Source organism: Amycolatopsis orientalis DSM 43388 (assembly GCF_000411975.1).
Lineage (GTDB): Bacteria > Actinomycetota > Actinomycetes > Mycobacteriales > Pseudonocardiaceae > Amycolatopsis > Amycolatopsis orientalis_D.
Map to the genome: position 1 here is coordinate 25,072 of NZ_ASXG01000039.1, position 24,972 is coordinate 50,043.

Genomic DNA, 24,972 nt, shown 5'->3' on the forward strand with positions numbered 1-24,972 from the left:
CTCACGTCCCCTGCTCCTCCCGGCTGTCCGCGCGCACCGGAACCAAACCTATGGCCAGCAGCGGGAAAATCGCCGCCACGCAATACGCCAGCGCATACCGGCTGTCGCCGATCACCAAGCCCAGCAACGGCGGCGTCGCCGACGCGGCGATGTTCTGCGCGGTGTTCTGCGTCCCCATCGCCCGCCCGGACCACGCGACCCCGGCCAGTTCCGCCGACGCGGTGAAGCCAAGACCGTTGTCCGCCACCGTGATCACCGCCGCCAGCACCAGCGCGGCGAGCACCAGCCACAGCCACGTCGCGTCCCCGAGCGCGACCAGCAGCATCACGACCGCGCTCGCGACGGCGAGCTGCCGCATCGGCCGCAACCGGCTGCCGACCCGGTCCGACCAATACCCGGACGCCAGCCGGCCGAGCGCGCCGAGCACCTGAGCCACCGCGACGAACACGCCGGCCTGCGCGGCGGTCCACTGATGCTGCGACACCAGGTACACCGGCGCGAAGGCGGACACCGCGAACTGCGGCACCACCAGCAGCGCGCTCGCCCCGTGCACTCGCCACAGCCACGGCTTGCGGTACGGCGACGGCGGCCGCTCCCCCTTCGCCGCGCGAGGCGGCCGCGGCGGGTCGACGACGAACACGGCGACCAGCAGCGCCACGCCGACCGCGAGCACCGCCGGCAGCAGCATGGCCGCCTGGAACCCCCACTGCGCGGCCAGCGGCGGCAGCCCGAGCGCGGCCACTCCGACTCCCAGCGGCTGCGCCGTCTGCCGGATCCCCATCGCGACGCCGCGCTCCGATTTCGCGAACCAGCCCATCACGACCCGGCCGCTCGCCGCGTTCACCGAAGCCGTGCACGCACCGGCTACGAGAAACACCCCAAAGAGAAGTCCGACCGGGTGGTGCCACAGGGCGGCGTACACGAGGAGTAACCCCGATACGCCCAGGCCCAGCGCCATGATGAGGCGCTCGCCGTAACGGTCCGCAGCCGCACCCCAGGCGATGAGCGTCAGCAGCAGACCGATGCTCGGCGCCGCGACGACCGTTCCCGCCTGTGCCAGCGTCAACTGGTCGGCCTCGCGCATCGCGGGCACGAGAAACGGCAACCCGTAAAGGAACGAGCAGCTGGCGGTCTGCGCGGCGAGGCCGAGCGCGAGGATCAGCCACCGTCGCGAACTGCCCTTCTGCCGCACCTGCTCCCCCGCCTCGACCTGCGTCATTCCGCCCACCGTCTCAATACTTGAGAAAATCTTCTTACATAGTGAACGATAGTTGGCATGGCTAACGAACGCAACCGGCTTTCCGCGGCGGTCGCGTACGTAGCCGGGATTCAGCCGAGTGCCGCGTACCCGGGTTTGACGACCTTCTCGATCAGCTCGAGCCGCTCGTCGAAATCGAGGAACGCGGATTTCATCGCGTTGATCGTGAACCAGCGGAAGTCGTCGAGACCGAAGCCGAACGTCTCGGCCAGCGCGGCGAATTCACTGGTCATCGTGCAGCCGCTCATCAGCCGGTTGTCGGTGTTGACCGTGACGCGGAAGCGCAGCCGGGCGAGCAGCCCGATGGGATGTTCGGCCAGCGACGGGACGGTTCCGGTCTGGACGTTCGACGAGGGGCAGATTTCCAGCGGGATCCGCCGGTCGCGGACGTAGGCGGCCAACCGTCCAAGATGGACATTTCCGTCGGCGCCGGTGCTGATGTCGTCGATGATCCGCACGCCGTGCCCGAGCCGTTCCGCGCCGCAGTACTGGATTGCCTCGCCGATCGACGGAAGCCCGAACGCTTCGCCGGCATGAATGGTGAAGTGCGCATTGTTCCGGCGCAAATAGTCGAATGCGTCCAGATTGCGGGTAGGCGGAAATCCTTCCTCCGGTCCGGCGATGTCGAATCCGGCCACCCCGGCGTCGCGGTAGCGCACCGCCAGTTCGGCGATCTCGAGCGCGCGGGCGTGCTGGCGCATCCCGCACAACAGCGTCCGCACCCGGATCCGGCCGCCGCCCGCGGCTACCCTCCGCGTTCCCTCGGCGAAGCCCGCTTGGACCGCCTCGACCACTGCATCGAGTGACAGCCCGCGTTCCACGAACAGCTCCGGCGCGTACCGCAGCTCGGCGTAGACCACCCCGTCCGCGGCCAGGTCTTCGACCGCTTCCGCGGCAACCCTGACCAGCGCTTCCTCCGTTTGCATCACGCCACACGTGTGGGCGAACGTTTCGAGGTAGGACACCAGCGAACCGGAGTCCGCCGCGGCGCGGAACCAGCGGCCCAGCTCGTCCGGATCCGTCGCGGGAAGGTCCCGGTAGCCGAGACTCTCGGCGAGTTCGGCGACCGTGCCCGGCCGCAAACCTCCGTCGAGGTGGTCGTGGAGCAGGACCTTGGGGGCGCGGCGCAGGATCTCCGCGCTCAGCGGGGTTACGTCCGACATGCTCCAACGGTAGCCTCGCTGTCATTCCCCTACCTGGCCGTAACCGAGCGCACCGGAACAACCCTCTGCTCAGCACTGTGCGCAAGGAATCGGCCATCCGGGTGGCACGGGTCTTATCCGCGTTCCCCGGGGGCCATACGCACAGCAATTTTCTTCATCGATAAGCTCGGGTCAGTCCCTTCCATTTTCCCCGCCGACGAAGGACACCGCAGTGACCACTGACAACCACATTGCCGCTCCGTCGTTCGACCGGATGCGCAACATGCTGGTGCGCGCGGCCGAGGTTCGTGAGAGCGAGCAGCAGCAGATCTTCGACGCGCTCGACGACATCTACGCCCGGCTCGCGCCGGTGGACTCCCTGGGCGCGGTGCGCAAGCGGCTGTCGGAACTGCCGGACCGGACCGAGGTCGGGGTGCTGGCGGAACGCCTCGACGAGGCGATGACGCGGCTGGAGTCGCAGGACAACGCGATCGCCGCGCTCACGCACGCGGTGGAGAGCATTGTCGACAAGCTGGCGAAGCCCTTCGCCCAGCTCGACGGACGCCTCGACGGCGTGGCGGCGCGGTTCGAGGGCGTCGCGGGCCGGATGGACGGGCTCGAGGACAAGCTGCAGAACATCCACCGCCGCCTCGACGAGCTGGGCGGGCACCTGGACAAGCAGGACGCGAAGCTCGAATCGCTGCCGCAGACGACGCAGGGCCCGATCCGCGACCGGATCGAGATGACCGAGACGTCGCTGCGCGAGCGGATCGAGACCACCGACCAGGAACTGCGCTCGCGCGTGGACGAACTGGACCGCGCGACGAAGGAACGCATCGCCACCGCGACCGACGCGCTGAAGAGCGCGGTCTCCGACACCGGCGAGATGATCGACCCGGCCGCCCGTCTCGACGCGGTGAGCACGAAACTCGAAACGATCACCCAGCGTCTCGACGACCTGTCCAGCCGCATCGACAAGGTCGAGGACGACGTCACCGGCCGCATCGGCGACCTGGACGGCTCGGTCCGCAGCGGCCTGTCGAAGGTCGAAGGCACGCTGTCGAAGCAGCCGGACACCGACGCGGTCGACTCGCTGGTGCGCCGCAGCAACGACGAATCGGTGCGCCGCATCGGCGGCCAGCTGGACGAGGCGATGGCGACCTTCGCGGAACTCATGCTGGGCGGCGGGCCCGCGGTGCAGCAGATCGCCCCGCCCCCGCCCGCCCCGCGGCAGCCGCGCCGCAGCTCGCGCAACGGTCGGTCGCCGAAGGCCGCCGACGCCAAGGCGAAGACCGGCGGGGACGCCGACGAGTCGACTGAATGAGCTGAATGACCGAAGCCCCCGCCCAGAGATTCTGGACGGGGGCTTCGTCGTTCCAAGGCCCGGGCGGCACTTCACCTCACGGCCAGCGAACACCATCCGAAGCCTGCCGCTCGCACCGCGGCCAGGCCTTCGAGAGGACCGACAGCTCACGACATCACCGGACGGGAAAGTGCTGGATAAACCCGAAGCTCCGCCACAAGCCCGGGCGGAGCTTCGCCGATTCACAGTCGCGGGCGGCATCCACCGCGCGCGGCAGCCGGTCCGCGAGCACCCCGCCGAAAAGCAATCCCCTACCGCACGGCCTCCCAGTGCGGCGCGCCTCCGCTTCCGAGCCGACGCCCACCCCCGCCCTCCTCTGGGGGGCTGCCCATGCCCATTCTACCGGCGTGACCCGACGAAACCGGCGCTCAGAGCGTGCAGAGGCCGACTACTCCACAACCGGCGGCGAGTGTGGACAACCTGGTCTGGCAAGCAATAACGAAGCCCCCGCCCAGAACTCTGGACGGGGGCTTCTCCGCAGAAGGGCAGTCAGGGCCGAACCGTCCCCAGCACGATCCCCGTCGCAGCAGGAGCCTCCGCCCCCACCGAAAACCCGCCCTCCAAAGCGGCAAGAGCAGCAGGCACCGCGTCGGGAGTGTCCGTGTGCAGTTCCAGCAACGGCTCCCCTGCCACCACCGCATCCCCGGGCTTCGCGTGGCACAAGATCCCCGCCGCAGCCTGCACCGGGTCTTCCTTCCGCGCCCGGCCCGCCCCGAGCCGCCAGGCCGCGACGCCGACCGCATAGGCGTCCAGCGAGGTCAGCACCCCCGAAGCAGGCGCCTCAACCACGTGCACATGAGCAGGACGCGGCAAGGAAGCCGAAGGGTCCCCGCCCTGTGCGGCGATCATCCGGGCCCACACCTCGTAAGCTTCACCGGACGCCAGCACCTCGGCCGGATCCACGGAAATCCCTGCCAACGCGAGCATTTCCCGAGCCAACGCCACCGTCAACGCGACCACATCCGCCGGGCCGCCGCCGCGGAGGACCTCGACCGCCTCGGCGACCTCGACCGCGTTCCCGACCGCGCGCCCGAGCGGCGTGCTCATGTCGGTAATCAACGCCGTGCAGGCCACGCCATGCGCGGTGCCGATGTCCACGAGCGTCCGCGCCAGCAACTGCGCCTCGGGCAAGGTCTTCATGAACGCCCCGGAGCCGGCCTTCACATCCAGCACCAGCCCCGAAGCGCCCTCGGCGATCTTCTTGCTCATGATCGAACTGGCGATCAACGGCACCGACTCGACCGTCGACGTGACATCCCGCAGCGCGTACAGCTTCTTGTCCGCCGGGGCCAACCCCTCGGTCGCCGCGCACACCACCGCGCCGACCGAGTTCAGCTGTGCCGCGATCTCGTCCAAGGACAATGCCGCGCGCCAGCCGGGGATCGACTCCAGTTTGTCCAGCGTCCCGCCGGTGTGGCCGAGTCCGCGACCGGACAGCTGCGGCACCGCGGCCCCGCACGCGGCGACCAGCGGAGCCAGCGGCAAGGTGATCTTGTCACCGACCCCGCCGGTCGAGTGCTTGTCCACAGTCGGGCGCGCGACGTCCAGCGACAGCCGCGAACCCGAGTCGATCATCGCGCCGGTCCAGCGCGCGATTTCGCCGTCGTCCATGCCCCGCAAGAAAATCGCCATGGCCAGCGCGGCCATCTGCTCTTCCGCGACCACCCCGCGGGTGTAGGCGTCGACGACCCAGTCGATCTGCTCGTCGCTCAGCCGTCCGCCGTCCCGCTTGGTCCGGATGACGTCCACCGCAACTGGATCTGATGCCGCCTCCGCGGGAGGAAGTGCGTCGGCAGGCGTCACGGCAGATCCTCCGGCCCGAACGCGTCCGGCAGCACCTCCGACATCGGCAGCACCCCGCGCGGAGTGTCGACCAGGCAAGAAGAACCGCCGAGTTCGAAAAGAATCTGCCGGCACCGTCCACACGGCATCAACAGTTCACCCGCGCCGCTTCGGCAAGCGACCGCGACCAACCGGCCGCCGCCGGACAGTCGCAATTGTCCGGCCATTGTGCACTCAGCGCACAAACCCAAGCCGTACGAAGCGTTTTCGACGTTGCACCCGGTCACCTGCCGCCCATCGTCCACAATGGCCGCCACGCCGACCTGCAATCCCGAATAAGGCGCGTACGCGTGCGAGGCAGCCGCGACCGCAGCCGCGCGCAACGTCTCCCAGTCCACTTCGGACATCAGTCGCCCTCACCTCGCCGATACTGCGCACCGTCCGCCTTGGGCGGGCGAAGTCGTTGCGACGCAACGGCCAGCACAATCAGCGTCACGAAGTGCGCGGTGTACGGAATCAAGTCGCTCGGCAGAGTGTCGTTGGTCCAGTAGATCGCGTACAGAATCCCGGCGCCGACGACACCGAGCGCGGCCGCGAGCCAGCGCTTCCGGATCAGCTGCACGATCACAATGATCGCCAGCAGAATCACCGCGCCGTAGAGCAACGCCAGCACCGCGTCGCCGCCGCCGGCGAGCTGCAGACCGTCGGAGTACCCGAACAGCGCGGCGCCGCCGAGCAGCCCGCCCGGCCGCCAGTTGCCGAAGATCATCGCGGCCAGACCGATGTACCCGCGGCCGTTGGTCTGGTTCTCCAGGTAGTCCGCGCCGCCCTTGAGCAGCACCAGCGACGCACCGCCCATGCCCGCGAAACCGCCGGAGATCAGCACGCCGACGTACTTGTAGCGGTACACGTTCACGCCGAGCGACTCCGCCGCGACCGGGTTCTCGCCGCACGAACGCAGCCGAAGCCCGAACCTCGTGCGCCAGAGGATCCAGTAGCTCACCGGGACCAGCACGATCGCGATCATGGTCAGCGGCGCGACCCCGGTCACCAGCCCGCGCAGAATGCCCGCGACGTCCGAAAGCCCGACGCGCTGCTGATTTTCCAGCGAACCCAGCCAGTCCGACAGTCCGGCCGCCGAGTAGGTGTCGAACTTCGGCACCGGCGGTGACTGGCGCGGATTGCCCGACAGCGGCTCGAAGATCAGGTTCGCCAGATATTTCGCGACCCCGAGCCCGAGGAGGTTGATCGCGACGCCGGAGACGATGTGGTTGACGTTGAACGTCACCGTCGCCACCGCGTGCAGCAGACCGCCCAGCGCGCCGAACCCGATCGCGGCCAGCAGGCCGACCCACGCGCCGCCGTAGTACGAACCCCAGGCCGCGCCCCAGGTGCCGAGGATCATCATGCCTTCGAGGCCGATGTTGATCACGCCCACGCGCTCGGCCCACAGCCCGCCCAGTGCACACAGCAGGATCGGCAGCGCCAGCCGCAGCGCGGTCGACGCGGTGTTGCTGGACGTCAGTGCCGAAACTCCGGTGGCGTACGACGCGGTCGACATGACCGCGATCGCGACCACGGCCCAGATCACCCCGCGCAGCCAGCCGGGAATCCGCGGCCGCTTGCGCTTGACCGGCATCGGCGTGCCGGACTCCGGTCCCGGCCGGGAGAACTCCGTCGTGGTGGTCACACCGCACCGCCTTCCGCGACCGAGGCGCCCTTGCGGCCGTTGCCGGCGAGCGCCCTGCCCACCCTGCGCTGTTCCGCGGCGAGGTCGGCCCGGCGCACGATCTCGTACGCCACGACGACCGAGAGCACGATGATGCCCTGCATGATCGTCGCGATTTCCTTGGACACGTTGATCTGCTCCAGCGACACCGCCGAGGTGTCCAGGAACGCCCACAGCAGCGCGCCGAACGCGATGCCGCCGGGGTGGTTGCGGCCGAGCAGCGCGACCGCGATGCCGGTGAAGCCGTACATCTGGGTCGCGGTGATGCCGTAGCTGTAGTCGCGGCCGAGCAGTTCCGGCATGGCGACCAGACCGGCCACCGCACCGGACAGCAGCATCGCGATGAGCGTCATCTTCTTCGCGCTCACGCCGCCGGCCGCCGCGGCGGTCGCGGACTCGCCGCTCGCCTTCAGCTCGAAGCCGAACCGGGTGCGGTTCAGCATGAACCAGTAGGCGACGCCGATCGCGATCGCGATGAACACGAACCCGAACAGCGTGCCCGACCCGACCGGGATGCCCGGGATCCGGCCGGACGGCGCGATCACCCTGGTCCCGATGTTGTTGCCGGTCTGCACGCCGAACTGGTCGGCGTTGATCAGGAACGCGATGATGCCGGCGACGATCGAGTTCAGCATGATCGTCGAGATGACCTCGCTGACGCCGCGGGTCACCTTGAGCACCGCCGGGATCGTCGCGTACAGCGCGCCGGAAACGATGGCCACCAGCAGGATCACGATGGTGTGGATGACCGGCGGCAGCTGCAGCGCCCCGCCGATGATCGCGGCGACCACCGCGGCGAACCGGTACTGGCCCTCGACGCCGATGTTGAAGAGGTTCATCTGGAACCCGATGGCCACGGCGAGACCGGACAGGTAGTAGACCGTCGCGAGGTTCACCGTGTCGACCGCGGTGGAACCCTTGAACAGCTGGCCGATCATCGTCCCGTACGCCTGCAACGGGTCGGCGCCGGAGATGACGAGCGCGATCGCGGACAGGATCACCGCGAACGCGATCGCGAGCAGAGGCGGCAGCAGCCGCGTGCGCCACGAACTCATGAGTCTTCACCTTCTTCGGCGCCGGTCATGGCGGAACCGAGTTCCTGCGGAGTGACGGTGGCCGGGTTCGCCTCGCTCACGAGCCGCCCGCGCAGCATCACGCGAATGGTGTCGGACAACCCGATCAGCTCGTCGAGGTCCGCGGAGATCAGCAGCACGGCGAGGCCGTCGGCACGGGCCTGCCGGATCTGTTCCCAGATCAGTGCCTGCGCGCCGACATCGACGCCGCGCGTCGGGTGCGACGCGATCAGCAGCACCGGGTTGCCGGACAGTTCGCGGCCGACGATCAGCTTCTGCTGGTTACCGCCGGACAACGCGGCGGCCGGCACGTCGATGCCCGGCGTGCGGACGTCGTACTCGCGCACGATGCGCTCGGTGTCCTCCCGCGCGCCCGCGATGTTGAGCAACTGCCCGCCGGACACCGGTTCCCGCGTCTGGTAACCGAGAATCCGGTTGACCCACAACGGTTGCGTGAGCAGCAGGCTGTGCCGCGTGCGGTCCTCGGCGATGTAGCCGATGCCCGCCTCGCGCCGCGCCAGCGTGCCCAGCTTGACCAGGTCGTGCGTCTCGCCGTCGGGCGGCGTCAGCTCGATGTGGCCGCCGCTCGCCTTGCGCATCCCCATGATCGTCTCGACCAGTTCGGTCTGGCCGTTGCCCTCGACGCCCGCGATGCCGAGCACCTCGCCCGCGTGCACAGTGAAGGAAATGTGGTCGAGCACGTTGCGTTCAGAGCCCTCGGCCGACAGCCGCAGCTCGCGCACCCGCAGCACCTCGCGGTCGGTCACCGTCGACTCGCGCGTCTCCGGGCTCGGCAGCTCCGACCCGACCATCATCTCGGCCAGTTCCCGGCTGGTGATCTTCTTCGGGTCCGCGGTGCCGACCGTGGTGCCGCGCCGGATCACGGTGACCGTGTCGGCGATCGCGCGCACCTCGTCGAGCTTGTGCGAGATGAAGAGGAACGTGTACCCGTCGGCCTGCATCTCGCGGACCGTCGCGAACAGCGCGTCCACTTCCTGCGGCACGAGGACCGCGGTCGGCTCGTCGAGGATGATGATTTTCGCGCCGCGGTAAAGGACTTTGACGATCTCGACACGCTGACGGTCGGCGACGCCGAGTTCCTCCAGCAGCGCGTCCGGCTTCGCGTGCAGCCCGGTGCGCTTGGACAGCTCCTGCAGCCGCGCCCGCGCCGCGCGGCCGATGCCGTGCAGCGACTCCGCGCCCAGGAACACGTTTTCCGCGACGGTCAGGTTGTCGGCGAGCATGAAGTGCTGGTGCACCATGCCGATCCCGGCGCGGATGGCGTCCTGCGGGTTGCGCAGTTTCACCTCGCCGCCGTTGATGGCGATGCTGCCCTCGTCGGGCTGCTGCATCCCGTACAGGATCTTCATCAGGGTCGACTTGCCCGCGCCGTTCTCGCCGCACAGCGCGTGCACCTCGCCCGCCGCGACGGTGAGGTTGACGTCGGAGTTCGCGACCACGCCGGGGAACCGCTTGGTGATCCCGGTCAGCTGGACGGCCGGCACGCCCCGGTCGGGGACGGCTTCGGCCTCGATCTCGGTCATCGGAGGGGACATCCCGTTCTGTCGGAAACGCGTGAGGGCCCGGAAGGAGGATCCTTCCGAGCCCTGCCGCGTCGTGAGCGTTACTTGGCCGGCTTGTCCGAGACCTTGATGGCGCCGGAAACGATCTGCGCCTTGTACCCGTCGAGCACGTCCTTGATGTCGTCGACCTTGCCGCCGGAGGTCGAGTAGCCGACCCCGTCGGACTTCAGGTCGAAGCGCTTGGGCAGCGTGCTCAGGTCGCCCTTCGCGACGGCCTGCAGGTATTCGAAGACCGCGACGTCGACGCGCTTGATCATCGAGGTGATGATGATGTCCTTGTCCGCGGCGACGGTCTTCTGGTTGTACTGGTCGGAGTCGACGCCGATGGCCAGCGCGTTGTTCTGCTTGGCCGCGTCGAACACGCCCTTGCCGGAGGCTCCGGCCGCGTGGTACACGACGTCCGCGCCGCGCGAGATCTCCGCGGCCGCCTTCGCGTTGCCCTTCGGCGGGTCCTGGAAACCGGAGAAGTCGCCGGCCGGCGTCAGGTACTCGTCCTCGATCTTGATCTTGTTCGAAACGGCGTGCGCGCCCTGCAGGAAGCCGGCCTCGAACTTCTGGATCAGCGGGGTGTTCACGCCGCCGACGAAGCCGATGTGGCATTTCTTGCTCTTGTACGCGGCGGCGACGCCGGCCAGGAACGAGCCCTGCTCCTCGGCGAAGACCAGCGGCGTGACGTTCGGCAGGGTGATCGAGTCGTCGTCGACGATCGCGAACTTGGTGTTCGGGTACTTGGCGGCGATCGCCTTCACCGACGGCGCGTACGCGAACCCGACCGCGATGATCGGGTTCAGGCCCGACTGCGCCATCTGCTCGAGCCGCTGCTGTTTGGCGGCTTCGCTCTCGCTCGCGCTCGCGGTGCTCTCGTTGACCGTCGGGACGCCGAGGTCGGACTTCGCCCGGTCGGTCCCCGCGGCGGCCGCGTCGTTGAAGGAAGCGTCACCGCGACCGCCGACGTCGAAGGCCAGGCCGACCTTGAGCTTGCTGCCGTCGACCTTGCCCGAGGCGGCGCTGCTGCTCGTGGCGGCGGCCGGCGCGGCGGGCGGCTTCGGCGCGGTGATGCAGTTGGAGCCCGAATTGCCGTCCGAACCGGACGCGTTGTTGTTGCTTCCCCCGGTGTCCTTCGCGCACCCGGCCAGTGCAAGCACCCCAGCCATGGTCGCGGCGGCCAGCGCGGTTCCACGCATGCGACGCAACGTGTGTCTCCCTCCCCGCTGATCCAGCGGACGATCCAGGAACGGCCCGGTCACGGTCGCCGGGCTCAACTGGCAGACCGTACCCAACCGCCGGGTAACCGCCATAGGAACGGCACGCTACGTAACACAAACGTTTACTCGGAGGTCCGATCCGCGACCAATCCGGCGCCGACTGTGATCAACTGCCCCTCGGTTGGCCCGCCCCTCACGCACCGTGCCCCCGCTCGCGGCCGGGGAAGGTCCGTGAAGGACTCCTTCCGGGAATCTGATTCCCGGAAGGAGTCCTTCACGGACAGCCAGACGTGCTCCAGACCACACGTCCGAGTGGTCTGCCGCGGTCGGCGGTGTCTGGTCTGTCACAGAGAGGAACCCGGAGGTGAGCCGGGCGTCGGGGTCGGGTCTAGCATCCATGCATCCACGCTCGATGGCCCCTGATCTCGGCACCGTCGCCGGAGTTGTCCCCAGTGGACCGACCCCGGCCGCGGGTGCGGACCTCACCGGTCACCCGGGCACGACAGTCATGACGTTGGAGGCCGTTCACCGATGTCCACCACGGCGAGCACTGCCACCGAAAGCGGGGCAGGAGCTAGCGATCGGGCGGGTGCCTCACGCCGGCAGGGAACCTTCTACCGGGGCGACCCCGGCATGTGGTCCTGGGTGCTTCACCGCATCACCGGCGTGCTGACCTTTTTCTTCCTGTTCGTGCACGTTCTCGACACCGCGCTCGTGCGCGTGTCGCCGAACACCTACGACCAGGTCATCGAGACGTACAAGACGCCGATCGTGAACCTGCTCGAGGTCGGCCTTGTCGGCGCGGTGCTGTACCACGCACTCAACGGGCTGCGCGTCCTGCTGGTCGACTTCTGGGCCAAGGGCCCGAAGTACCAGAAGACGATGCTCTGGGTCATCGGCGTCGTGTGGGTGGTCGTGATGGTTCCGGGTGCGTTCTTCATGCTGAAGCGCACCGTCGAGACGCTTTTCGGGGGTGCCTGATCCCATGGCCGACGCTCTGATCCTCGACAAGCCGCGCTCGCCGCGGCGCCCGGCCGCCCGGCGCAGCAACTTCGAGCTCTACAGCTGGCTGTTCATGCGCATCTCCGGCCTCGCGCTGATCATCCTGGTGCTGGGCCACCTGTTCATCATGAACATCCTCGACGGCGGCGTGCACCGCATCAACTGGGGCTTCGTCGCCGGCCGGTGGGCCTCGCCGTTCTGGCAGTTCTGGGACCTGGCCATGCTGTGGCTCGCCGAGATCCACGGCGGCAACGGCCTGCGCACGATCATCGACGACTACGCGCGCAAGGACTCCACCCGGTTCTGGCTGAAGATCCTGCTCTACGTCTCGATGGTGGTCATCCTGGCCGTCGGCACGATGGTGATCTTCACGTTCGACCCCGAGATGCCTGCCTCCTGAAGGCGCACCCACCACTAGCTAGCGGAGTCTTTCCCTATGCAGTTCCACAAGTACGACGTGGTGATCGTCGGCGCGGGCGGCGCCGGCATGCGCGCCGCCATCGAGTCCGGCCAGCGCGCCCGCACCGCGGTCCTCACCAAGCTTTACCCGACCCGGTCCCACACCGGCGCGGCACAGGGCGGCATGTGCGCCGCGCTGGCGAACGTCGAAGAGGACAACTGGGAATGGCACACCTTCGACACCGTCAAGGGCGGTGACTACCTGGTCGACCAGGACGCCGCGGAGATCATGGCCAAGGAGGCCATCGACGCCGTCCTCGACCTGGAGAAGATGGGTCTTCCGTTCAACCGGACGCCCGAGGGCAAGATCGACCAGCGCCGGTTCGGCGGGCACACCCGCGACCACGGCAAGGCCGCGGTGCGCCGCGCCTGCTACGCCGCGGACCGCACCGGCCACATGATTCTCCAGACGCTGTACCAAAACTGCGTCAAGCACGGCACCGAGTTCTTCAACGAGTTCTACGTGCTCGACCTGATCCTCTCCGAGGACGAGGACGGCAACCCGATCGCCTCCGGCGTGGTCGCCTACGAACTGGCCACCGGCGAGCTGCACGTGTTCCAGGCGAAGTCGATCGTGTTCGCCACCGGCGGCGCGGGCAAGATCTTCAAGACCACGTCGAACGCGCACACCCTCACCGGCGACGGCCTCGGCATCATCTTCCGCAAGGGTCTTCCGCTGGAGGACATGGAGTTCTTCCAGTTCCACCCGACCGGCCTGGCCGGCCTCGGCATCCTGATCTCCGAGGCGGTGCGCGGCGAGGGCGGCATCCTCCGCAACGCCGACGGCGAGCGGTTCATGGAGCGCTACGCCCCCACCATCAAGGACCTCGCGCCGCGCGACATCGTCGCCCGGTCGATGGTCCAGGAGGTGCTGCAGGGCCGCGGCTGCGGGCCGAACAAGGACTACGTGGTCCTGGACGTGACCCACCTGCCGGTCGAGGTCCTCGAGACCAAGCTGCCGGACATCACCGAGTTCTCCCGCACCTACCTCGGCGTCGACCCGGTCAAGGAGCCGGTGCCGGTGTTCCCGACGTGCCACTACGTCATGGGCGGCATCCCGACGAACGTCCACGGCGAGGCGCTGCGCGACAACGAGCACGTCATCCCGGGCCTGTACGCCGCGGGCGAGGTCGCCTGCGTGTCGGTGCACGGTTCGAACCGGCTGGGCACGAACTCGCTGCTGGACATCAACGTCTTCGGCCGCCGCGCGGGCATCGCCGCCGCGGAGTACGCGCTGGCGCACGACCACGTCGAGCTGCCGGAGAACCCGACTCAGCTGGTCGAGGACCAGCTGAAGCTGCTGCTGTCGGAGCACGGCGACGAGCGCGTCGCCGACATCCGCAAGGAAATGCAGCAGACGATGGACTCGCACGCTTCGGTGTACCGCACCGAGGACACGCTGAAGCAGGCGCTGACCGACATCCAGGCGCTCAAGGAGCGCTACCAGCGGATCACCGTGGCGGACAAGGGCAAGCGGTACAACACCGACCTGCTCGAGGCCGTCGAACTCGGCTTCCTGCTGGAGCTGGCCGAGGTCCTGGTCGTCGGCGCGATCGCGCGCAAGGAGTCCCGCGGCGGCCACGCCCGCGAGGACTACCCGAACCGCGACGACACGAACTTCATGCGGCACACCATGGCCTACAAGCAGGGCGAGGGGCTGTCGGCCGACATCCGGCTCGACTACAAGCCGGTCACCTTCACCCGCTACGAACCGATGGAGCGGAAGTACTGATGACGACGGCCACCCCAGAGGCGCCCTCCGCCAAGGCGTCCGACGAGCACACGCCGATCCAGGTCACGCTGAAGATCCTGCGGTTCAACCCGGAAGTCGACTCCGAGCCGCACTGGGAGACCTACGACGTCCCGGCGCAGCCGACCGACCGCGTGCTGAACCTGCTGTTCTACGTCAAGGACTACATCGACGGCACGTTCTCCTTCCGCCGCTCGTGCGCGCACGGCGTGTGCGGGTCGGACGCGATGCAGATCAACGGGATCAACCGCTTGGCCTGCAAGGTGCTGCTGAAGGACCTGCTGGAGAAAAACGGCAAGAAGACCGAGATCACCATCGCCCCGATCAAGGGCCTGACGACGTTGAAGGACCTCTACGTCGACATGGACCCGTTCTTCGAGGCGTACCGGGCGATCAAGCCGTACCTGATCACCTACGGCAACGAGCCGACCCGCGAGCGGATCCAGTCCCAGGCCGACCGCGACCGCTTCGACGACACCACCAAGTGCATCCTGTGCGCCTGCTGCACGTCGTCCTGCCCGGTCTACTGGAACGACGGCTCGTACTTCGGCCCGGCGGCGATCGTCAACGCCCACCGCTTCATCTTCGACTCCCGCGACGAGGGCGCCGAAGAGCGGCTGGACATCCTGAACGACGGCGAAGGCGTGTGGCGCTGCCGCACGACGTTCAACTGCACCGACGCCTGCCCGCGTGGCATCCAGGTGACGAAGGCGATCCAGGAAGTCAAACGCGCCCTCCTCTTCAAGCGCGTCTGACCTGCTGGCAACGAAACGGCCCTGGCCCCGAGCTTTCGGGACCAGGGCCGTTTTTGGTGCTGCGTCAGCGAACCGCGTCCAGCGCGTTCACCAAGCCATGCCCGTAAAACGAGTTGTTCTGCTTCGGCCCCGCACACGCCGATACATCGCAAGCCACCGGATCCGCCTCTGCGGTCAACAAAGCCGTCAAAGCCCGCGGCGGTGCGTTTCGATGTGTGGAGGCCAACAGCGCCGCAACCCCGGCCACGTGTGGTGAAGCCATCGAAGTGCCGCACTTGGTGCCATAAGCGCCGTTGAACACCGTCGACAACGTGCAGCCCTCGCCCTCGCCAGGAGGCGGCAGCTGCGCGAAATCCCCGCCCGGCGCGGTAACCGTGACAGCGCCGTAGTTGGAGTACGAGGACTTCGTCCCCGCGTAGCCAACCGCAGACACGGTCACCACTCCGTCGATCGCCTTCGGCAGGATGCCGCACGAAGAGTCAATCTTGTGTGGACGGTTCGGATCGACTGTCTGCGTACGCACGTCGAAGCCCGAGTTCCCCGCGGCAGCGACGTTGAGGGTCCCGCGCTGCGTCGAGTAGGTCACGGCGCGCCGTACGGCCTCGTACGCGGCGGCGTCACCAGCTTCGTTGCGGCAGTAGAACATCCCGGGGTCGATGTAGTAGCTGTTGTTCGTCACCTGGAAACCGTGCTGCGCGGCCCAGACAAAGCCGCAGACCGCCGCCTCCGGGAAGATGTAGCCCTCGTCGTTCACGACCTTCACCGATGCCAAGCGCACGCCCGGTGCGATGCCGGTGAAGCCGCGCTTCACGTCCTTGCCCGCGATGGTGCCCGCGACATGCGTGCCGTGGTCGGAGGTCGTCGGTGCCCACGCGGACGCGTCTGGCGCGCCGGTGACGCAGCCGGTCGAAGAGCGCGGGTCTACCGCGTGCGCGAGTGCGGGGTGCTTGGCGTCGATGCCGGAATCCAGCACGCCGACAGTGACCGACCGCGAGCCAGGGTTGATCTTGTTCGCTTCCGGAGCGTGGATGGCTCGCATGTCCCACTGCTGAGTCGACAAATCGTCCCCGGCGGCGACGTTCTCCGTCCGCTCCAGGGTCCCGATCGCCGAGCGCGCTCCGGCTCGGGCGGCGGCCTTCGCGGCGACGTCCCTGCCCCCCGAGTACGCCCGCTTCACGCCGATCCGATCGGCGAAATCCGCGTTGCGCGAGCTGGCGACCGCGACCCCGATCTCCGGGTAGTACGCGATCCGCTTGCCGCACTTGGCAGTCAGCTCCGCGTCGACCGAACGCTGGCTCTCGCCCGGCTGGTACAGCACGACGTAGCTGTACTGCTTGCTGGTGGTGTCACACGACGGCGCGGGCGCGGCGGAGGCCGGCACGGCCACCGCACCGGCAGCGACGCCGGCTACCGCGAGCGGGACGAGCAATCGACGTAAACGGGACATTTAGCCTCCATGGTCGGTTGCCCGAAACTAAGCCAGCCCGGACCCGCCCGCTACCGACCAAAGGACTCCTCAGGTGTTCGCGCGCTCCTTCGAGGTCGCCCGGATGCCGCGCCAGCCGAGCACCCCGATCGCGGTGCCGAGCACGAACGAAACCACCGTCAGAATCGCGTGCACGATGAAGTACCCGGTGGGCGAACCGTCGGCCGCCCACGACTGGTTGCTGGCCCAGAGATTCTTGGCGAACGTGATCCAGATGATCCAGGACCAGATGCCGAAAGCGAACAAGGCCATCGCTGTACCTCGTGAAATGCGCATGTCTCGAGTATGCCGCCGGACCATCGGCGCTAGATTGCGTGGGTGCACCCCGCTTTCGCCCGGTCGCTGCGAGCATTCGCCGCGCCACTCGCCGCAGCCCTCGTAGCCGTCGCCGCGCCTGTCGCCCTCGCCGCACCGGCGCTGGCGGAGCAATGCACCGAACACGCCGTGCCGCCGGCCCCGGTGGACACCTCGGAGAAGCCGAAGCCGGGCCAGGCCGTCCCGCCGCCGCTTCCGGTGCCCGCGCAGCCGGTCGGCGGCGCCCGGCTGGGCGGCTGCGGCCCGATCCTCCCGCCGGGCGCGCCGCCGCTGCCTCCGGGCGACACCTCGGCGTCGTGGGTTCTGCAGGATCTCGACACCGGCGCGGTCGTCGCGGCGAAGGACCCGCACGCGCGGGAGCGGCCGGCGTCGCTGATCAAGACCTTGCTGGCGCTGGTGGTGGTCACCGAGCTGAAGCCGGACCAGGTCATCGTCCCGACGAAGGAGGACGCCGAGCAGGAGTGCACCTGCGTCGGCATCACCGCGGGCGGGCACTACACGGTGGACCAGCTGCTGCACGGCCTGCTGATGCACTCCGGCAACGACGTCGCGCACGCCTTCGCGACCGCGCTCGGCGGCGTCGACACCGCGGTCGCGAAGATGAACGCGCTCGCCGCCCGCATCGGCGCGACCGACACCCGCGCGGCGACCCCGTCCGGTCTCGACGGACCGGGCATGTCGACCTCGGCGTACGACCTGAGCCTGGTCTTCCACTACGCGATGAAGCAGCCGGAGTTCGCCAAGACGGTCGCGACGAAGACGTACACGATCCCGGCCATCGACGGGAAACCGCCGATCCCGCTGATCAACGACAACAAACTGCTCGGCACGTACCCCGGCTTCCTTGGCGGGAAAACCGGCTTCACGGACGACGCGCGGCACACCTACGTCGGGGGCGCGGAGCGCGACGGGCACCGGCTCGCGATCGTGGTGATGCGGGCCGAGCAGCGTCCGACGCGAGTGGTCGACCAGGCGGCGAAGCTGCTCGACTACGGCTTCGCGCTGGAGAAGAGCGGTGCGCAGCCGGTCGGGCAGATCGCCTACCAGCCGCTGACCGCCGATTCCGCCCCGATGTCGGACAAGGAGATCACTCCCGCGGGCGCGACGACCGCGGCGACGCAGAAGCCGGACCCGTTCGGGACGACCGGCTGGATCCTGACGGTCATCGTGCTGGTGGTCATCGTGGCCGGGTTCGTCATCGGCTATCAGCGCAAGCGCAACGCCCGCGGGTAGCGACCACAAAAAAGGGCCTCCTCGAGCGAATCGAGGAGGCCCTTTTCCGTGGTCAGCCCTTCCGCCTGCCCAGCCAGGCCAGCAACGCGCCGGCGCTGAACGCCCCCGCCACCGAGCCGAGGCCCAGCCCGTGCTGCACCGTCACCCGAGGCTCCAGCAGCACCGGAGCGGGCGGCTGCACGACCCGTCGCTGGTTCTCCCGCGCGGTCGCGGTCCACGCGGTCACCAGCAGCAGGAACCGCGACACCAGGTTCGCGAACACCAGCAACCCGATCACCGGCCCGAACAACGCGAACGACGGCGACTTCGTGACGCTCGCCAGGTACACCGTCGCGACCTGCTGCAGGATCACGAAGCCGACAGACGCGATGAGCGCGCCCTTGACCGCGCTCCGCAGCGCGACGTGCTCTCGCGGCAGCCGGGCGATCACCCACAGGAAGACCAGCGCGTTGGCGATCAGGCTGAGCACGATCGTCCCGACGTGCAACAGGAACTTCGCCCACCCCTGGCCTTCCAGCCCGACCAGTTTCAGCAGCAGTTCGCCGAGCCCGCTGCCCGCCGCGGTGATCGCGAACGACACGACCAGCGCCAGCCCGAGCCCGATCAGCGACAGCAGGTCCTTGATCGTCTTGCTGACGAACGGTTCCGTCTTCTTCTCCTGGCCCCACTGCGCGGTGAGCGCGTCGCGGAGGTTGGCCATCCAGCCGACGCCGGAGTAGAGCGCCAGCAGCAGCCCGAAGATCCCGATGCCGCTGCCGGACTTCAGCGCCGCGTCGGTGATCTGTTTGACGAGGCCGCGCAAACCCTCCGGGACCGAAGTGTCGATCCCGTGCGTGATCTGGGCGATCACCGCGTCGTTGTGCCCGAGCACCATGCCGACGATCGCGAACCCCACCATGAAGATCGGGATCACCGACAGCACGCTGAAGTACGTGATCGCCGCCGCGTAGTGGTTGCCGTAGTTTTCGTTGAAGGAGTCGTTGGCGCGGATCAGGTGATCCAGCCACGGGTACTTCCGCCGCAGCCGGGGCAGCAGCTTTTCCTTGTCACCGGTCTCTTTCGCCACCGGAAAACGCTAACCACGGCAACCGGGCCCCGCAACGCGAGCGTGCCCGCCCGGTTACTGCTCGTGGAAGGCGGAGACCATCTTCTGCGCGGCCGGCACCAGCAGCCGGGTCGCGTCCGCCCCGCTGATGCCGTCCGGAGCGGCGTTGTGGTCGGCCAGGTAGAGCTTGAACACGAAGCGGCCCTTGCGGAACAGCACCTCGCCGTGGGTCTGGCCCTTGCTGCGCACCTGCCCCTCGTCCCCGACCTGGGCTGGCGCGGACTGGCCGTCGTTCGGCGCGGAGCCGAGGTAGCCCTTCGCCGCTTCTTCGCTGAGGAAGCTGATCGCGGTCAGGTGCAGCGCGCGCCGGTCGATGCCGTTGTCGTGCCCGGTGCCTCGCTCACAGTCGATCTGCACGTAGTTGTGCTCGGTGCTGTTGGCCATGATCATGTCGCCGACCGCGGTGCCGGGGGTTTCGGCGACCATCGGCGAAGCGTCGGTGCCGATCGCCGGGGTCACCGCGTCCGGCGTGAGCATCGGGCAGGGCTGCGCGACCGATTTCGGGAACGCCGCGCTCTCGTAGCCGATGACGTTCGCCCCGGCCGGCGCGTTCACCTCTTTCGCGAAGTTCTCCGCGAGCTTCTTGCCGAGGTCCTGCAGCTTTCCGGCGTTCTTGTCCGCTTTCAGGTCGAAGTCGAAGTCGACCAGCGTGTCTCCCAGCACCAGCACGGCGTCCCCGGAAGCGTCCGACGGGCTGTCCGTCTTGCGGCGCTTCGAGAAGATCTTCACCGGGCCGACAGTCAGGCTGGGGTCCCCGTCGTCGAGGTAAGGCTTGGTGTCCACGGTCGGCACGTACGCTGGCTGAGAAACCGCGACCGCCAGCTGCTCGTACGTTTGATTGCCCTGGCTGTCTTGCAGGCTGTAGTTGCAGTGGTTGACACCCGAGGTCAGTGCCTTGGCGTAGGTGATTTCGGACGACCGCAGCGGTCCCGAACCGTCGCCCACCAAGTAGCGGCGCTCGAAGGCGGCCCCGTTCGCGTCCGGCCGTGAGTCGAGCTGGATCCCGAGCGCGGTGAGATCCGCGACGGTCAGCAGATTGCAGGCCTGGATCACCGGCTTGCCGCCGATCCGCACCGCTTGCGGGTTCGCTTTTTCCTTGATCGGAGCGGGATCTGGATACTGCGAGTGCGCATAGCCCGGCCGCTGCACGGTCTGGCCGTCCCCGTTCGGGTCCTTCGCGTTCTCGCTGTCCGATCCGGACATGCCGCCGCACGACGCGACCAGCACCAGCGTCGCGACGCTGATCGGCCACAACCCAGCCTTGAACTTCATGCTGTTAGTCCCCCCGGACAGAAATTCGCTGACTACGTCCCGCTCAACTCGCGGGCAAGAATCCGATCCGCTCGTACACCAGCGCGAGCGTGGCCGACGCGACCTCGCGCGCCCGCCGCGCACCCGCGGCGAGGATCCGGTCCAGCTCCGCGACATCGTCCAAATAGGACTGGACGCGTTCCTGCAGCGGCGTGACCCAGTCGACCAGCACCTCGGCGAGGTCCTTCTTGAGGTCGCCGTACCCCTTGCCCTCGTACGCGGTTTCGAGGTCGGCGATGGTGCGGTCGGTCAGCGCGGAGTAGATCGTGAGCAGGTTCGAGACGCCGGCCTTCTCCTCGCGGTCGAACCGGACTTCGCGGCCGGTGTCGGTGACCGCGGAACGGATCTTCTTCGCCGAGCGCTTCGGGTCCTCGAGCAGTTCGATGAGCCCGTTGCCGGTCGCCGCCGACTTGCTCATCTTCGCCGTCGGTTCCTGCAGGTCGTAGATCTTCGCGGTGTCCTTGACGATGAACGGCTCCGGCATCACGAACGTCTTGCCGAACCGGCTGTTGAACCGCTGCGCGAGGTTGCGGGTCAGCTCGAGGTGCTGCCGCTGGTCCTCGCCGACCGGCACGGCGTTCGTCTGGTACAGCAGGATGTCCGCGGCCATCAGCACCGGGTAGGTGAACAGGCCGACGCTCGCGTGGTCGCTGCCCTGTTTGGCGGCCTTGTCCTTGAACTGGGTCATCCGCCCGGCCTCGCCGAAGCCGGTCAGGCATTCGAGCACCCAGCTCAGCTGGGCGTGCTCGGGCACGTGGCTCTGCACGAACAGCGCGCTGCGCGCCGGGTCGACCCCGATGGCGAGCAGCTGCGCGGCCGACCGCCGCGTCCGCTCCAGCAGCACCTTGGGGTCCTGCTCGACGGTGATCGCGTGCAGGTCGACGACGCAGTAGAAGGTCTCGTGGGTGTCCTGCAGCCGCACCCACTGGCGCAGCGCGCCGAGGTAGTTGCCGAGGTGGAAGGAGTCGGCAGTGGGCTGAATCCCGGAAAGCACCCGGAGGCGGCCGTTCTGTTCGTCAGACACGCCCGGGATTCTTTCAGGCTGCGGAGGAGGCGCTGCCGCGGGCCCGGCGGTTCGTCGGGCGGACACGTTTCGACGGGCTCCGCCCGGGTATCTGCTGCGGGGACGCAGCTGCCGACGGAGGGTTGCAGAGGTGCGGACAGCCAATGCCGCGGACAGACCCGCAGAGGATTTCTCGCGGCGAGGCCAGCCGGGGGCTAGGACCGGCGCAGGTTCAGCGCGGCCGGAGCGGGTTCCAGCGGCCGGGTCGGCTCCTCTTCGAGGGTTCCGGCGGGAGCCACCGCCTCGATCGCCTTCGCGCGCGCCTTGCGCCGCTGCCGGACGACGCCCAGCGCCATCCCGATGATGCCGAAGCCCACCGCGACCAGCCCGACCGGTCCGAGCATCCCGAACCCGGTCGACGTCGTCTCCGCCCGCACGACCTGGTCGTCCGCGAACGCCGTCGCGCTCGTCCCGGCAGCCGCGACCAGGATCGTCGCCAGCACTGCCAGGACCCGCCCGCCCGCGACCGCCAGGGAACGGCGGCCGGCCGCGAACCCCTCGCGCACCGGCGTCCGCTCGGCCGCCCCGGCCCCAGGCACCCCCGATGGAGTGACGGACGAGCGAACCGCTGGACGGCCAAGAGCCAGCGTGGACCGTGTCACGAACCGGCCTGCGTTGCGCACCGGAGTGCCTCCCGCGAGGTGACTGTTCTCCGCGAGCGTCTCACCCGTAAGGATGAGTTCTCGCCGTGCTACTGGTCAGAAAACTACCGAGCGTGTCAAGACCTGTCGGATCTGATCAACTCGGGTGCCGAGGCTAGCGCCCACTCGGGGAGTAACCGTGGGCACCCCTGCCGTCTGGGTGTCGTCGGTGGTCAGCGCAGTGCGCCGCTCGCGGAACCACGCACAGTGTCCTCGGCCCGGCCAAACCGGGCAGAATCCCCCTGGAGAACAAACCCGGACTACCCTCAGCAGGTCTTCACTCACTCGTCACCAGTAGGACAATCCCGGTCAGCCCGGGAAGGGCACGTCGTACGCGGCGGTGACCGGAGCGTGGTCCGACCAGCGCTGGTCGTAGGACTCCGCCCGTTCGACCACCACCGACTTGACCTTCTCCGCCAGGCCGGGGGTCGCCAGCTGGCAGTCGATGCGCCAGCCCGAGTCGTTGTCGAACGCCTTGCCCCGGTAGGACCACCACGTGTACGGGCCGGGGCCCTCGGGGTCGAGCCGACGCTGGACGTCGAGGTAGCCCGCCTCGTAGACCTTGCCCATCCACTCGCGTTCCTCCGGCAGGAATCCCGAGTTCTTCTGGTTGCCGCGCCAGTTCTTGAGGTCGACGGTGTCGTAGGCGATGTTCCAGTCGCCCACCACGACGACCTCCCGGCCCTCCGCGGCCGCCTTCGCGCGCAGCTCGGCCAGGTACGGCAGGAACGCGGCCATGAAGCGCTCCTTCTCGTCCTGGCGCTCGGTGCCCACGTCGCCGCTCGGCAGGTACAGGCTCGCCACCACCACGCCGGGCAGGTGCATTTCCAGGTACCGCCCGCTGTCCTCGAACTCGGGCTCGCCGAACCCGGTCCGCACCTCGTCCGGCTCGACACGGCTGTACAGCGAGACCCCGTTGCGCCCCTTCGCGGCCGAGGACGCGTGCGCGGCGAACCACCCCTCCGGCGCGACGACGGACGCGGGCAGCTGCGCGGCTTCGGCGCGCACTTCCTGACACGCGACGACATCCGCCTCGGTGGCGGCCAGCCACTCGACGAAGCCCTTCTTGACGGCGGCCCGAAGGCCATTGACGTTGACAGTGGAGACGATCAGCACCCCGCGCACGCTACCCGCCGGGTCCGACAATTTTCCGGGCACGGCGGGTCCGGCGAGGTCCAGAATGACCGCCATGCCTCGGTTGACCGTCCTCGGCAGCTGCGGCGCCCGGCCGGAGCCCGGCCGCGCCTGCGCCGGATTCCTGCTGTCCCACGAGGATTTCCACGTCGCGCTCGACCTCGGGTACGGAGCCGCCCCGCAGCTCTTCCGGCACGTCTCGGCCGACCGGCTCGACGCGGTCGTCGTGACGCACGAGCATCCGGATCATCTCGCGGACGTCAGCGCACTCGGGCGGGCGCGGCACTACACCACTGACCGCAAACTCCCGATGCACTGCACTCCCGGTGCCGTGCGCCGGCTCGCCGCGATGGAACCCAACCCGGCCCCCGGCGAGATCTTCGACCTCCACGACCTGGGCCTGGCGACCGATGTCGGCCCGTTCCGCCTCACCACCGCGCTCCTGCCGCACCACGTGCCGAATTACGGAGTCCGGCTCGCCACTGCCGGCTACACCCTCGCCTATACCAGCGACACCGGTCCCGCTCCGCAGCTGCGCGACCTGGCCCGCGACGCCGACGTCCTCGTCTGCGAAGCCACCCTCCAAGGCGAACCACCGGACGGTCCCCGCTACCTGATGACCGCTGCGGAAGCGGGCCGGCTAGCCGCCGCGGCGAATGTGCGGACGCTGATGCTCACGCATTTCTGGCCGGGTTCCGACCGGGCACTTTCCGTCGCCGAAGCCCGCGCCGAGTTCTCCGGGGAAGTGCTCGCCGCGGAAGAAGGACTCATGCTGAATCACGCATAATCGCCAGTACCGCCACAACGCGATCAACTCTCGCGTCGAACGCTTTCGGCCCGAGACAATCCCACGCAAAGAACAAACTCGAACCGGCACAGTAAAGACGTCCAGCGAACGTGAGAATCCGTACGGACGCATCCGTTCAACCAACCGGCGGCGCTCCGATTGGAACAACCCAAGCCGTCTCACCACCCGGGACGAAACAGCGAGCTGCGCTCGGAGCCGGCACACCGCTCCCGAACCCAGCTCAATCCCAGGCGAACCACGCGTCGCACCGAACCCAGCAAGCACGAAAACCCAAGCGCGCCAAGCCGCTGCGCAGACCACGCCGGACGCTCAGCACCCCAGCCGGGTGCCAGTACGAAGCGGGCTCAGCACTTGGCCCCGGCGACCGGTGTCACGAAGCTGTCCGCGACCCACTTGCCGTCGGCGATCTTCCGGAATCCGTTCTGCACCACGGGTTGCGCGTCGACTTCCGCGCCGTGCAAGTACTTTCCGACGACCTTCCCGTTGCCCGCGGCGGTTTCCCGCGCGTTGAGCACGTCCGCGGTCACCGAGACCTTGCAGCCGGTCGGGGATCCCTGCGCGTCGGCCTGGCCTTTCTGGCCCAACGCGTAGATGACCACGACCGCGGCGACGACTCCGATAATAATCAGTGCCTTCTTGGGCAAACCCAGAATCACGGCCGCTCCTCAGTCGCGAAAAACCCCTCGTCCAGAGTAGGGATTCCGCCCGCGCCCGGACAGCTTCCCGCCGCCATTCCACCCGGAGGTGCCAATCCGGTCACCGGCACAACACGAAG

At 68.4% G+C, this 24,972-nt stretch carries 23 protein-coding genes; 7 read left to right on the plus strand and 16 right to left on the minus strand.

Annotation, left to right across the window (positions count from 1 at the left end; translation table 11 throughout):
• Position 1: 1 nt before the first annotated feature.
• Together L942_RS06780 and L942_RS06785 are read right to left on the minus strand one after the other, a co-directional pair.
• Positions 2 to 1,219 (minus strand): MFS transporter, encoded by a 1,218-nt coding sequence (locus L942_RS06780; RefSeq protein ID WP_037356357.1) that lies wholly within the window; start codon positions 1,217 to 1,219, stop codon positions 2 to 4.
• A gap of 110 nt (positions 1,220 to 1,329) precedes the next feature.
• Complete coding sequence (locus L942_RS06785; RefSeq protein WP_037356360.1) at positions 1,330 to 2,421, minus strand: adenosine deaminase; 1,092 nt, start codon at positions 2,419 to 2,421, stop codon at positions 1,330 to 1,332.
• 211 nt (positions 2,422 to 2,632) lie between these two features.
• Between L942_RS06785 and L942_RS06790 the strand changes: the two genes are divergently transcribed.
• A complete protein-coding gene (locus L942_RS06790; RefSeq protein WP_037356363.1) occupies positions 2,633 to 3,724 on the plus strand; it encodes a PA containing protein in 1,092 nt (363 codons plus the stop codon).
• A gap of 528 nt (positions 3,725 to 4,252) precedes the next feature.
• Here the strand turns inward: L942_RS06790 and L942_RS06800 are convergent.
• The 6 genes from L942_RS06800 to L942_RS06825 form a co-directional block, all read right to left on the minus strand.
• Positions 4,253 to 5,512, minus strand: a complete 1,260-nt coding sequence (locus L942_RS06800; RefSeq protein WP_037356369.1) for a thymidine phosphorylase — start codon at positions 5,510 to 5,512, stop codon at positions 4,253 to 4,255.
• A gap of 50 nt (positions 5,513 to 5,562) precedes the next feature.
• Entirely contained in the window at positions 5,563 to 5,952 is a 390-nt protein-coding gene (locus L942_RS06805; protein ID WP_037356372.1) for a cytidine deaminase, read from the minus strand.
• The gene (locus tag L942_RS06810; protein ID WP_051165772.1) at positions 5,952 to 7,184 is read right to left on the minus strand and encodes an ABC transporter permease; all 1,233 of its coding nucleotides are present in this window, start codon (positions 7,182 to 7,184) and stop codon (positions 5,952 to 5,954) included. The genes L942_RS06805 and L942_RS06810 overlap by 1 nt, the downstream gene beginning before the upstream one ends.
• 47 nt (positions 7,185 to 7,231) lie before the next feature.
• Complete coding sequence (locus tag L942_RS06815) at positions 7,232 to 8,329, minus strand: ABC transporter permease (protein ID WP_037356378.1); 1,098 nt, start codon at positions 8,327 to 8,329, stop codon at positions 7,232 to 7,234.
• Complete coding sequence (locus L942_RS06820) at positions 8,326 to 9,891, minus strand: ABC transporter ATP-binding protein (protein ID WP_037356381.1); 1,566 nt, start codon at positions 9,889 to 9,891, stop codon at positions 8,326 to 8,328. The genes L942_RS06815 and L942_RS06820 overlap by 4 nt, the downstream gene beginning before the upstream one ends.
• Before the next feature lie 80 nt (positions 9,892 to 9,971).
• Complete coding sequence (locus tag L942_RS06825) at positions 9,972 to 11,114, minus strand: BMP family lipoprotein (RefSeq protein WP_037356384.1); 1,143 nt, start codon at positions 11,112 to 11,114, stop codon at positions 9,972 to 9,974.
• Between the two features lie 552 nt (positions 11,115 to 11,666).
• Here L942_RS06825 and sdhC point away from each other — a divergent pair.
• From sdhC to L942_RS06845, 4 genes are read left to right on the plus strand one after another with little or no spacing between them, the layout of a single operon-like run.
• Positions 11,667 to 12,116, plus strand: coding sequence for a succinate dehydrogenase, cytochrome b556 subunit (sdhC, locus tag L942_RS06830; RefSeq protein ID WP_009072553.1), 450 nt, complete (start codon positions 11,667 to 11,669; stop codon positions 12,114 to 12,116).
• Between the two features lie 4 nt (positions 12,117 to 12,120).
• On the plus strand, positions 12,121 to 12,537 hold the full coding sequence (locus L942_RS06835) for a succinate dehydrogenase hydrophobic membrane anchor subunit (RefSeq protein WP_037356391.1): 417 nt from the start codon (positions 12,121 to 12,123) through the stop codon (positions 12,535 to 12,537).
• A gap of 36 nt (positions 12,538 to 12,573) precedes the next feature.
• Positions 12,574 to 14,328 carry a succinate dehydrogenase flavoprotein subunit gene (gene sdhA / locus L942_RS06840; RefSeq protein WP_037356394.1) on the plus strand — a complete coding sequence of 585 codons (1,755 nt, stop codon included), beginning with the start codon at positions 12,574 to 12,576 and terminating at the stop codon, positions 14,326 to 14,328.
• Entirely contained in the window at positions 14,328 to 15,101 is a 774-nt protein-coding gene (locus L942_RS06845; RefSeq protein WP_037356397.1) for a succinate dehydrogenase iron-sulfur subunit, read from the plus strand. Before sdhA ends, L942_RS06845 begins: the two co-directional genes overlap by 1 nt.
• A 64-nt stretch (positions 15,102 to 15,165) precedes the next feature.
• On the opposite strand, the gene L942_RS06850 is transcribed toward L942_RS06845, so the two are convergent.
• Positions 15,166 to 16,548: a S8 family peptidase gene (locus L942_RS06850; RefSeq protein WP_037356399.1), complete on the minus strand. Its 1,383-nt coding sequence runs from the start codon at positions 16,546 to 16,548 to the stop codon at positions 15,166 to 15,168.
• Positions 16,549 to 16,617: 69 nt separating this feature from the next.
• The gene (locus L942_RS06855) at positions 16,618 to 16,863 is read right to left on the minus strand and encodes an SCO4848 family membrane protein (protein WP_081654961.1); all 246 of its coding nucleotides are present in this window, start codon (positions 16,861 to 16,863) and stop codon (positions 16,618 to 16,620) included.
• A gap of 42 nt (positions 16,864 to 16,905) precedes the next feature.
• On the opposite strand from L942_RS06855, the gene L942_RS06860 reads away from it, so the two are divergent.
• Complete coding sequence (locus tag L942_RS06860; protein WP_037356405.1) at positions 16,906 to 18,135, plus strand: D-alanyl-D-alanine carboxypeptidase family protein; 1,230 nt, start codon at positions 16,906 to 16,908, stop codon at positions 18,133 to 18,135.
• A gap of 52 nt (positions 18,136 to 18,187) precedes the next feature.
• Here the strand turns inward: L942_RS06860 and yhjD are convergent, their stop codons facing one another.
• From yhjD to L942_RS06885, 5 genes are all read right to left on the minus strand, one after another.
• The gene (gene yhjD, locus L942_RS06865; protein WP_037356408.1) at positions 18,188 to 19,201 is read right to left on the minus strand and encodes an inner membrane protein YhjD; all 1,014 of its coding nucleotides are present in this window, start codon (positions 19,199 to 19,201) and stop codon (positions 18,188 to 18,190) included.
• Positions 19,202 to 19,255: 54 nt separating this feature from the next.
• Positions 19,256 to 20,512 carry a hypothetical protein gene (locus L942_RS06870; RefSeq protein ID WP_037356411.1) on the minus strand — a complete coding sequence of 419 codons (1,257 nt, stop codon included), beginning with the start codon at positions 20,510 to 20,512 and terminating at the stop codon, positions 19,256 to 19,258.
• A 43-nt stretch (positions 20,513 to 20,555) separates the two neighbouring features.
• Positions 20,556 to 21,575, minus strand: coding sequence for a tryptophan--tRNA ligase (trpS, locus tag L942_RS06875; protein WP_037356414.1), 1,020 nt, complete (start codon positions 21,573 to 21,575; stop codon positions 20,556 to 20,558).
• A 194-nt stretch (positions 21,576 to 21,769) separates the two neighbouring features.
• Positions 21,770 to 22,153, minus strand: a complete 384-nt coding sequence (locus tag L942_RS06880) for a hypothetical protein (RefSeq protein ID WP_235078925.1) — start codon at positions 22,151 to 22,153, stop codon at positions 21,770 to 21,772.
• A gap of 411 nt (positions 22,154 to 22,564) precedes the next feature.
• The gene (locus L942_RS06885; RefSeq protein ID WP_037356501.1) at positions 22,565 to 23,380 is read right to left on the minus strand and encodes an exodeoxyribonuclease III; all 816 of its coding nucleotides are present in this window, start codon (positions 23,378 to 23,380) and stop codon (positions 22,565 to 22,567) included.
• A gap of 64 nt (positions 23,381 to 23,444) precedes the next feature.
• Here L942_RS06885 and L942_RS06890 point away from each other — a divergent pair, with 64 nt between their 5' ends.
• Positions 23,445 to 24,176 carry an MBL fold metallo-hydrolase gene (locus tag L942_RS06890; protein WP_037356419.1) on the plus strand — a complete coding sequence of 244 codons (732 nt, stop codon included), beginning with the start codon at positions 23,445 to 23,447 and terminating at the stop codon, positions 24,174 to 24,176.
• Positions 24,177 to 24,541: 365 nt separating this feature from the next.
• Here L942_RS06890 and L942_RS06895 read toward each other — a convergent pair whose 3' ends face one another.
• Positions 24,542 to 24,853: a hypothetical protein gene (locus L942_RS06895; protein ID WP_106964813.1), complete on the minus strand. Its 312-nt coding sequence runs from the start codon at positions 24,851 to 24,853 to the stop codon at positions 24,542 to 24,544.
• Positions 24,854 to 24,972: the final 119 nt, after the last annotated feature.

What these genes read in the sequence shown, in the direction of transcription:
- L942_RS06780 (WP_037356357.1), bottom strand. Translation starts at nt 1,219, where the DNA reads ATGACGCAGGTCGAGGCGGGGGAGCAGGTGCGGCAGAAGGGCAGTTCG.
- L942_RS06785 (WP_037356360.1), bottom strand. Translation starts at nt 2,421, where the DNA reads ATGTCGGACGTAACCCCGCTGAGCGCGGAGATCCTGCGCCGCGCCCCC.
- L942_RS06805 (WP_037356372.1), bottom strand. Translation starts at nt 5,952, where the DNA reads ATGTCCGAAGTGGACTGGGAGACGTTGCGCGCGGCTGCGGTCGCGGCT.
- L942_RS06810 (WP_051165772.1), bottom strand. Translation starts at nt 7,184, where the DNA reads ATGCCGGTCAAGCGCAAGCGGCCGCGGATTCCCGGCTGGCTGCGCGGG.
- L942_RS06815 (WP_037356378.1), bottom strand. Translation starts at nt 8,329, where the DNA reads ATGAGTTCGTGGCGCACGCGGCTGCTGCCGCCTCTGCTCGCGATCGCG.
- L942_RS06820 (WP_037356381.1), bottom strand. Translation starts at nt 9,891, where the DNA reads ATGACCGAGATCGAGGCCGAAGCCGTCCCCGACCGGGGCGTGCCGGCC.
- L942_RS06825 (WP_037356384.1), bottom strand. Translation starts at nt 11,114, where the DNA reads ATGCGTGGAACCGCGCTGGCCGCCGCGACCATGGCTGGGGTGCTTGCA.
- sdhC (WP_009072553.1), top strand. Translation starts at nt 11,667, where the DNA reads ATGTCCACCACGGCGAGCACTGCCACCGAAAGCGGGGCAGGAGCTAGC.
- L942_RS06835 (WP_037356391.1), top strand. Translation starts at nt 12,121, where the DNA reads ATGGCCGACGCTCTGATCCTCGACAAGCCGCGCTCGCCGCGGCGCCCG.
- sdhA (WP_037356394.1), top strand. Translation starts at nt 12,574, where the DNA reads ATGCAGTTCCACAAGTACGACGTGGTGATCGTCGGCGCGGGCGGCGCC.
- L942_RS06845 (WP_037356397.1), top strand. Translation starts at nt 14,328, where the DNA reads ATGACGACGGCCACCCCAGAGGCGCCCTCCGCCAAGGCGTCCGACGAG.
- L942_RS06850 (WP_037356399.1), bottom strand. Translation starts at nt 16,548, where the DNA reads ATGTCCCGTTTACGTCGATTGCTCGTCCCGCTCGCGGTAGCCGGCGTC.
- L942_RS06855 (WP_081654961.1), bottom strand. Translation starts at nt 16,863, where the DNA reads ATGCGCATTTCACGAGGTACAGCGATGGCCTTGTTCGCTTTCGGCATC.
- L942_RS06870 (WP_037356411.1), bottom strand. Translation starts at nt 20,512, where the DNA reads ATGAAGTTCAAGGCTGGGTTGTGGCCGATCAGCGTCGCGACGCTGGTG.
- L942_RS06890 (WP_037356419.1), top strand. Translation starts at nt 23,445, where the DNA reads ATGCCTCGGTTGACCGTCCTCGGCAGCTGCGGCGCCCGGCCGGAGCCC.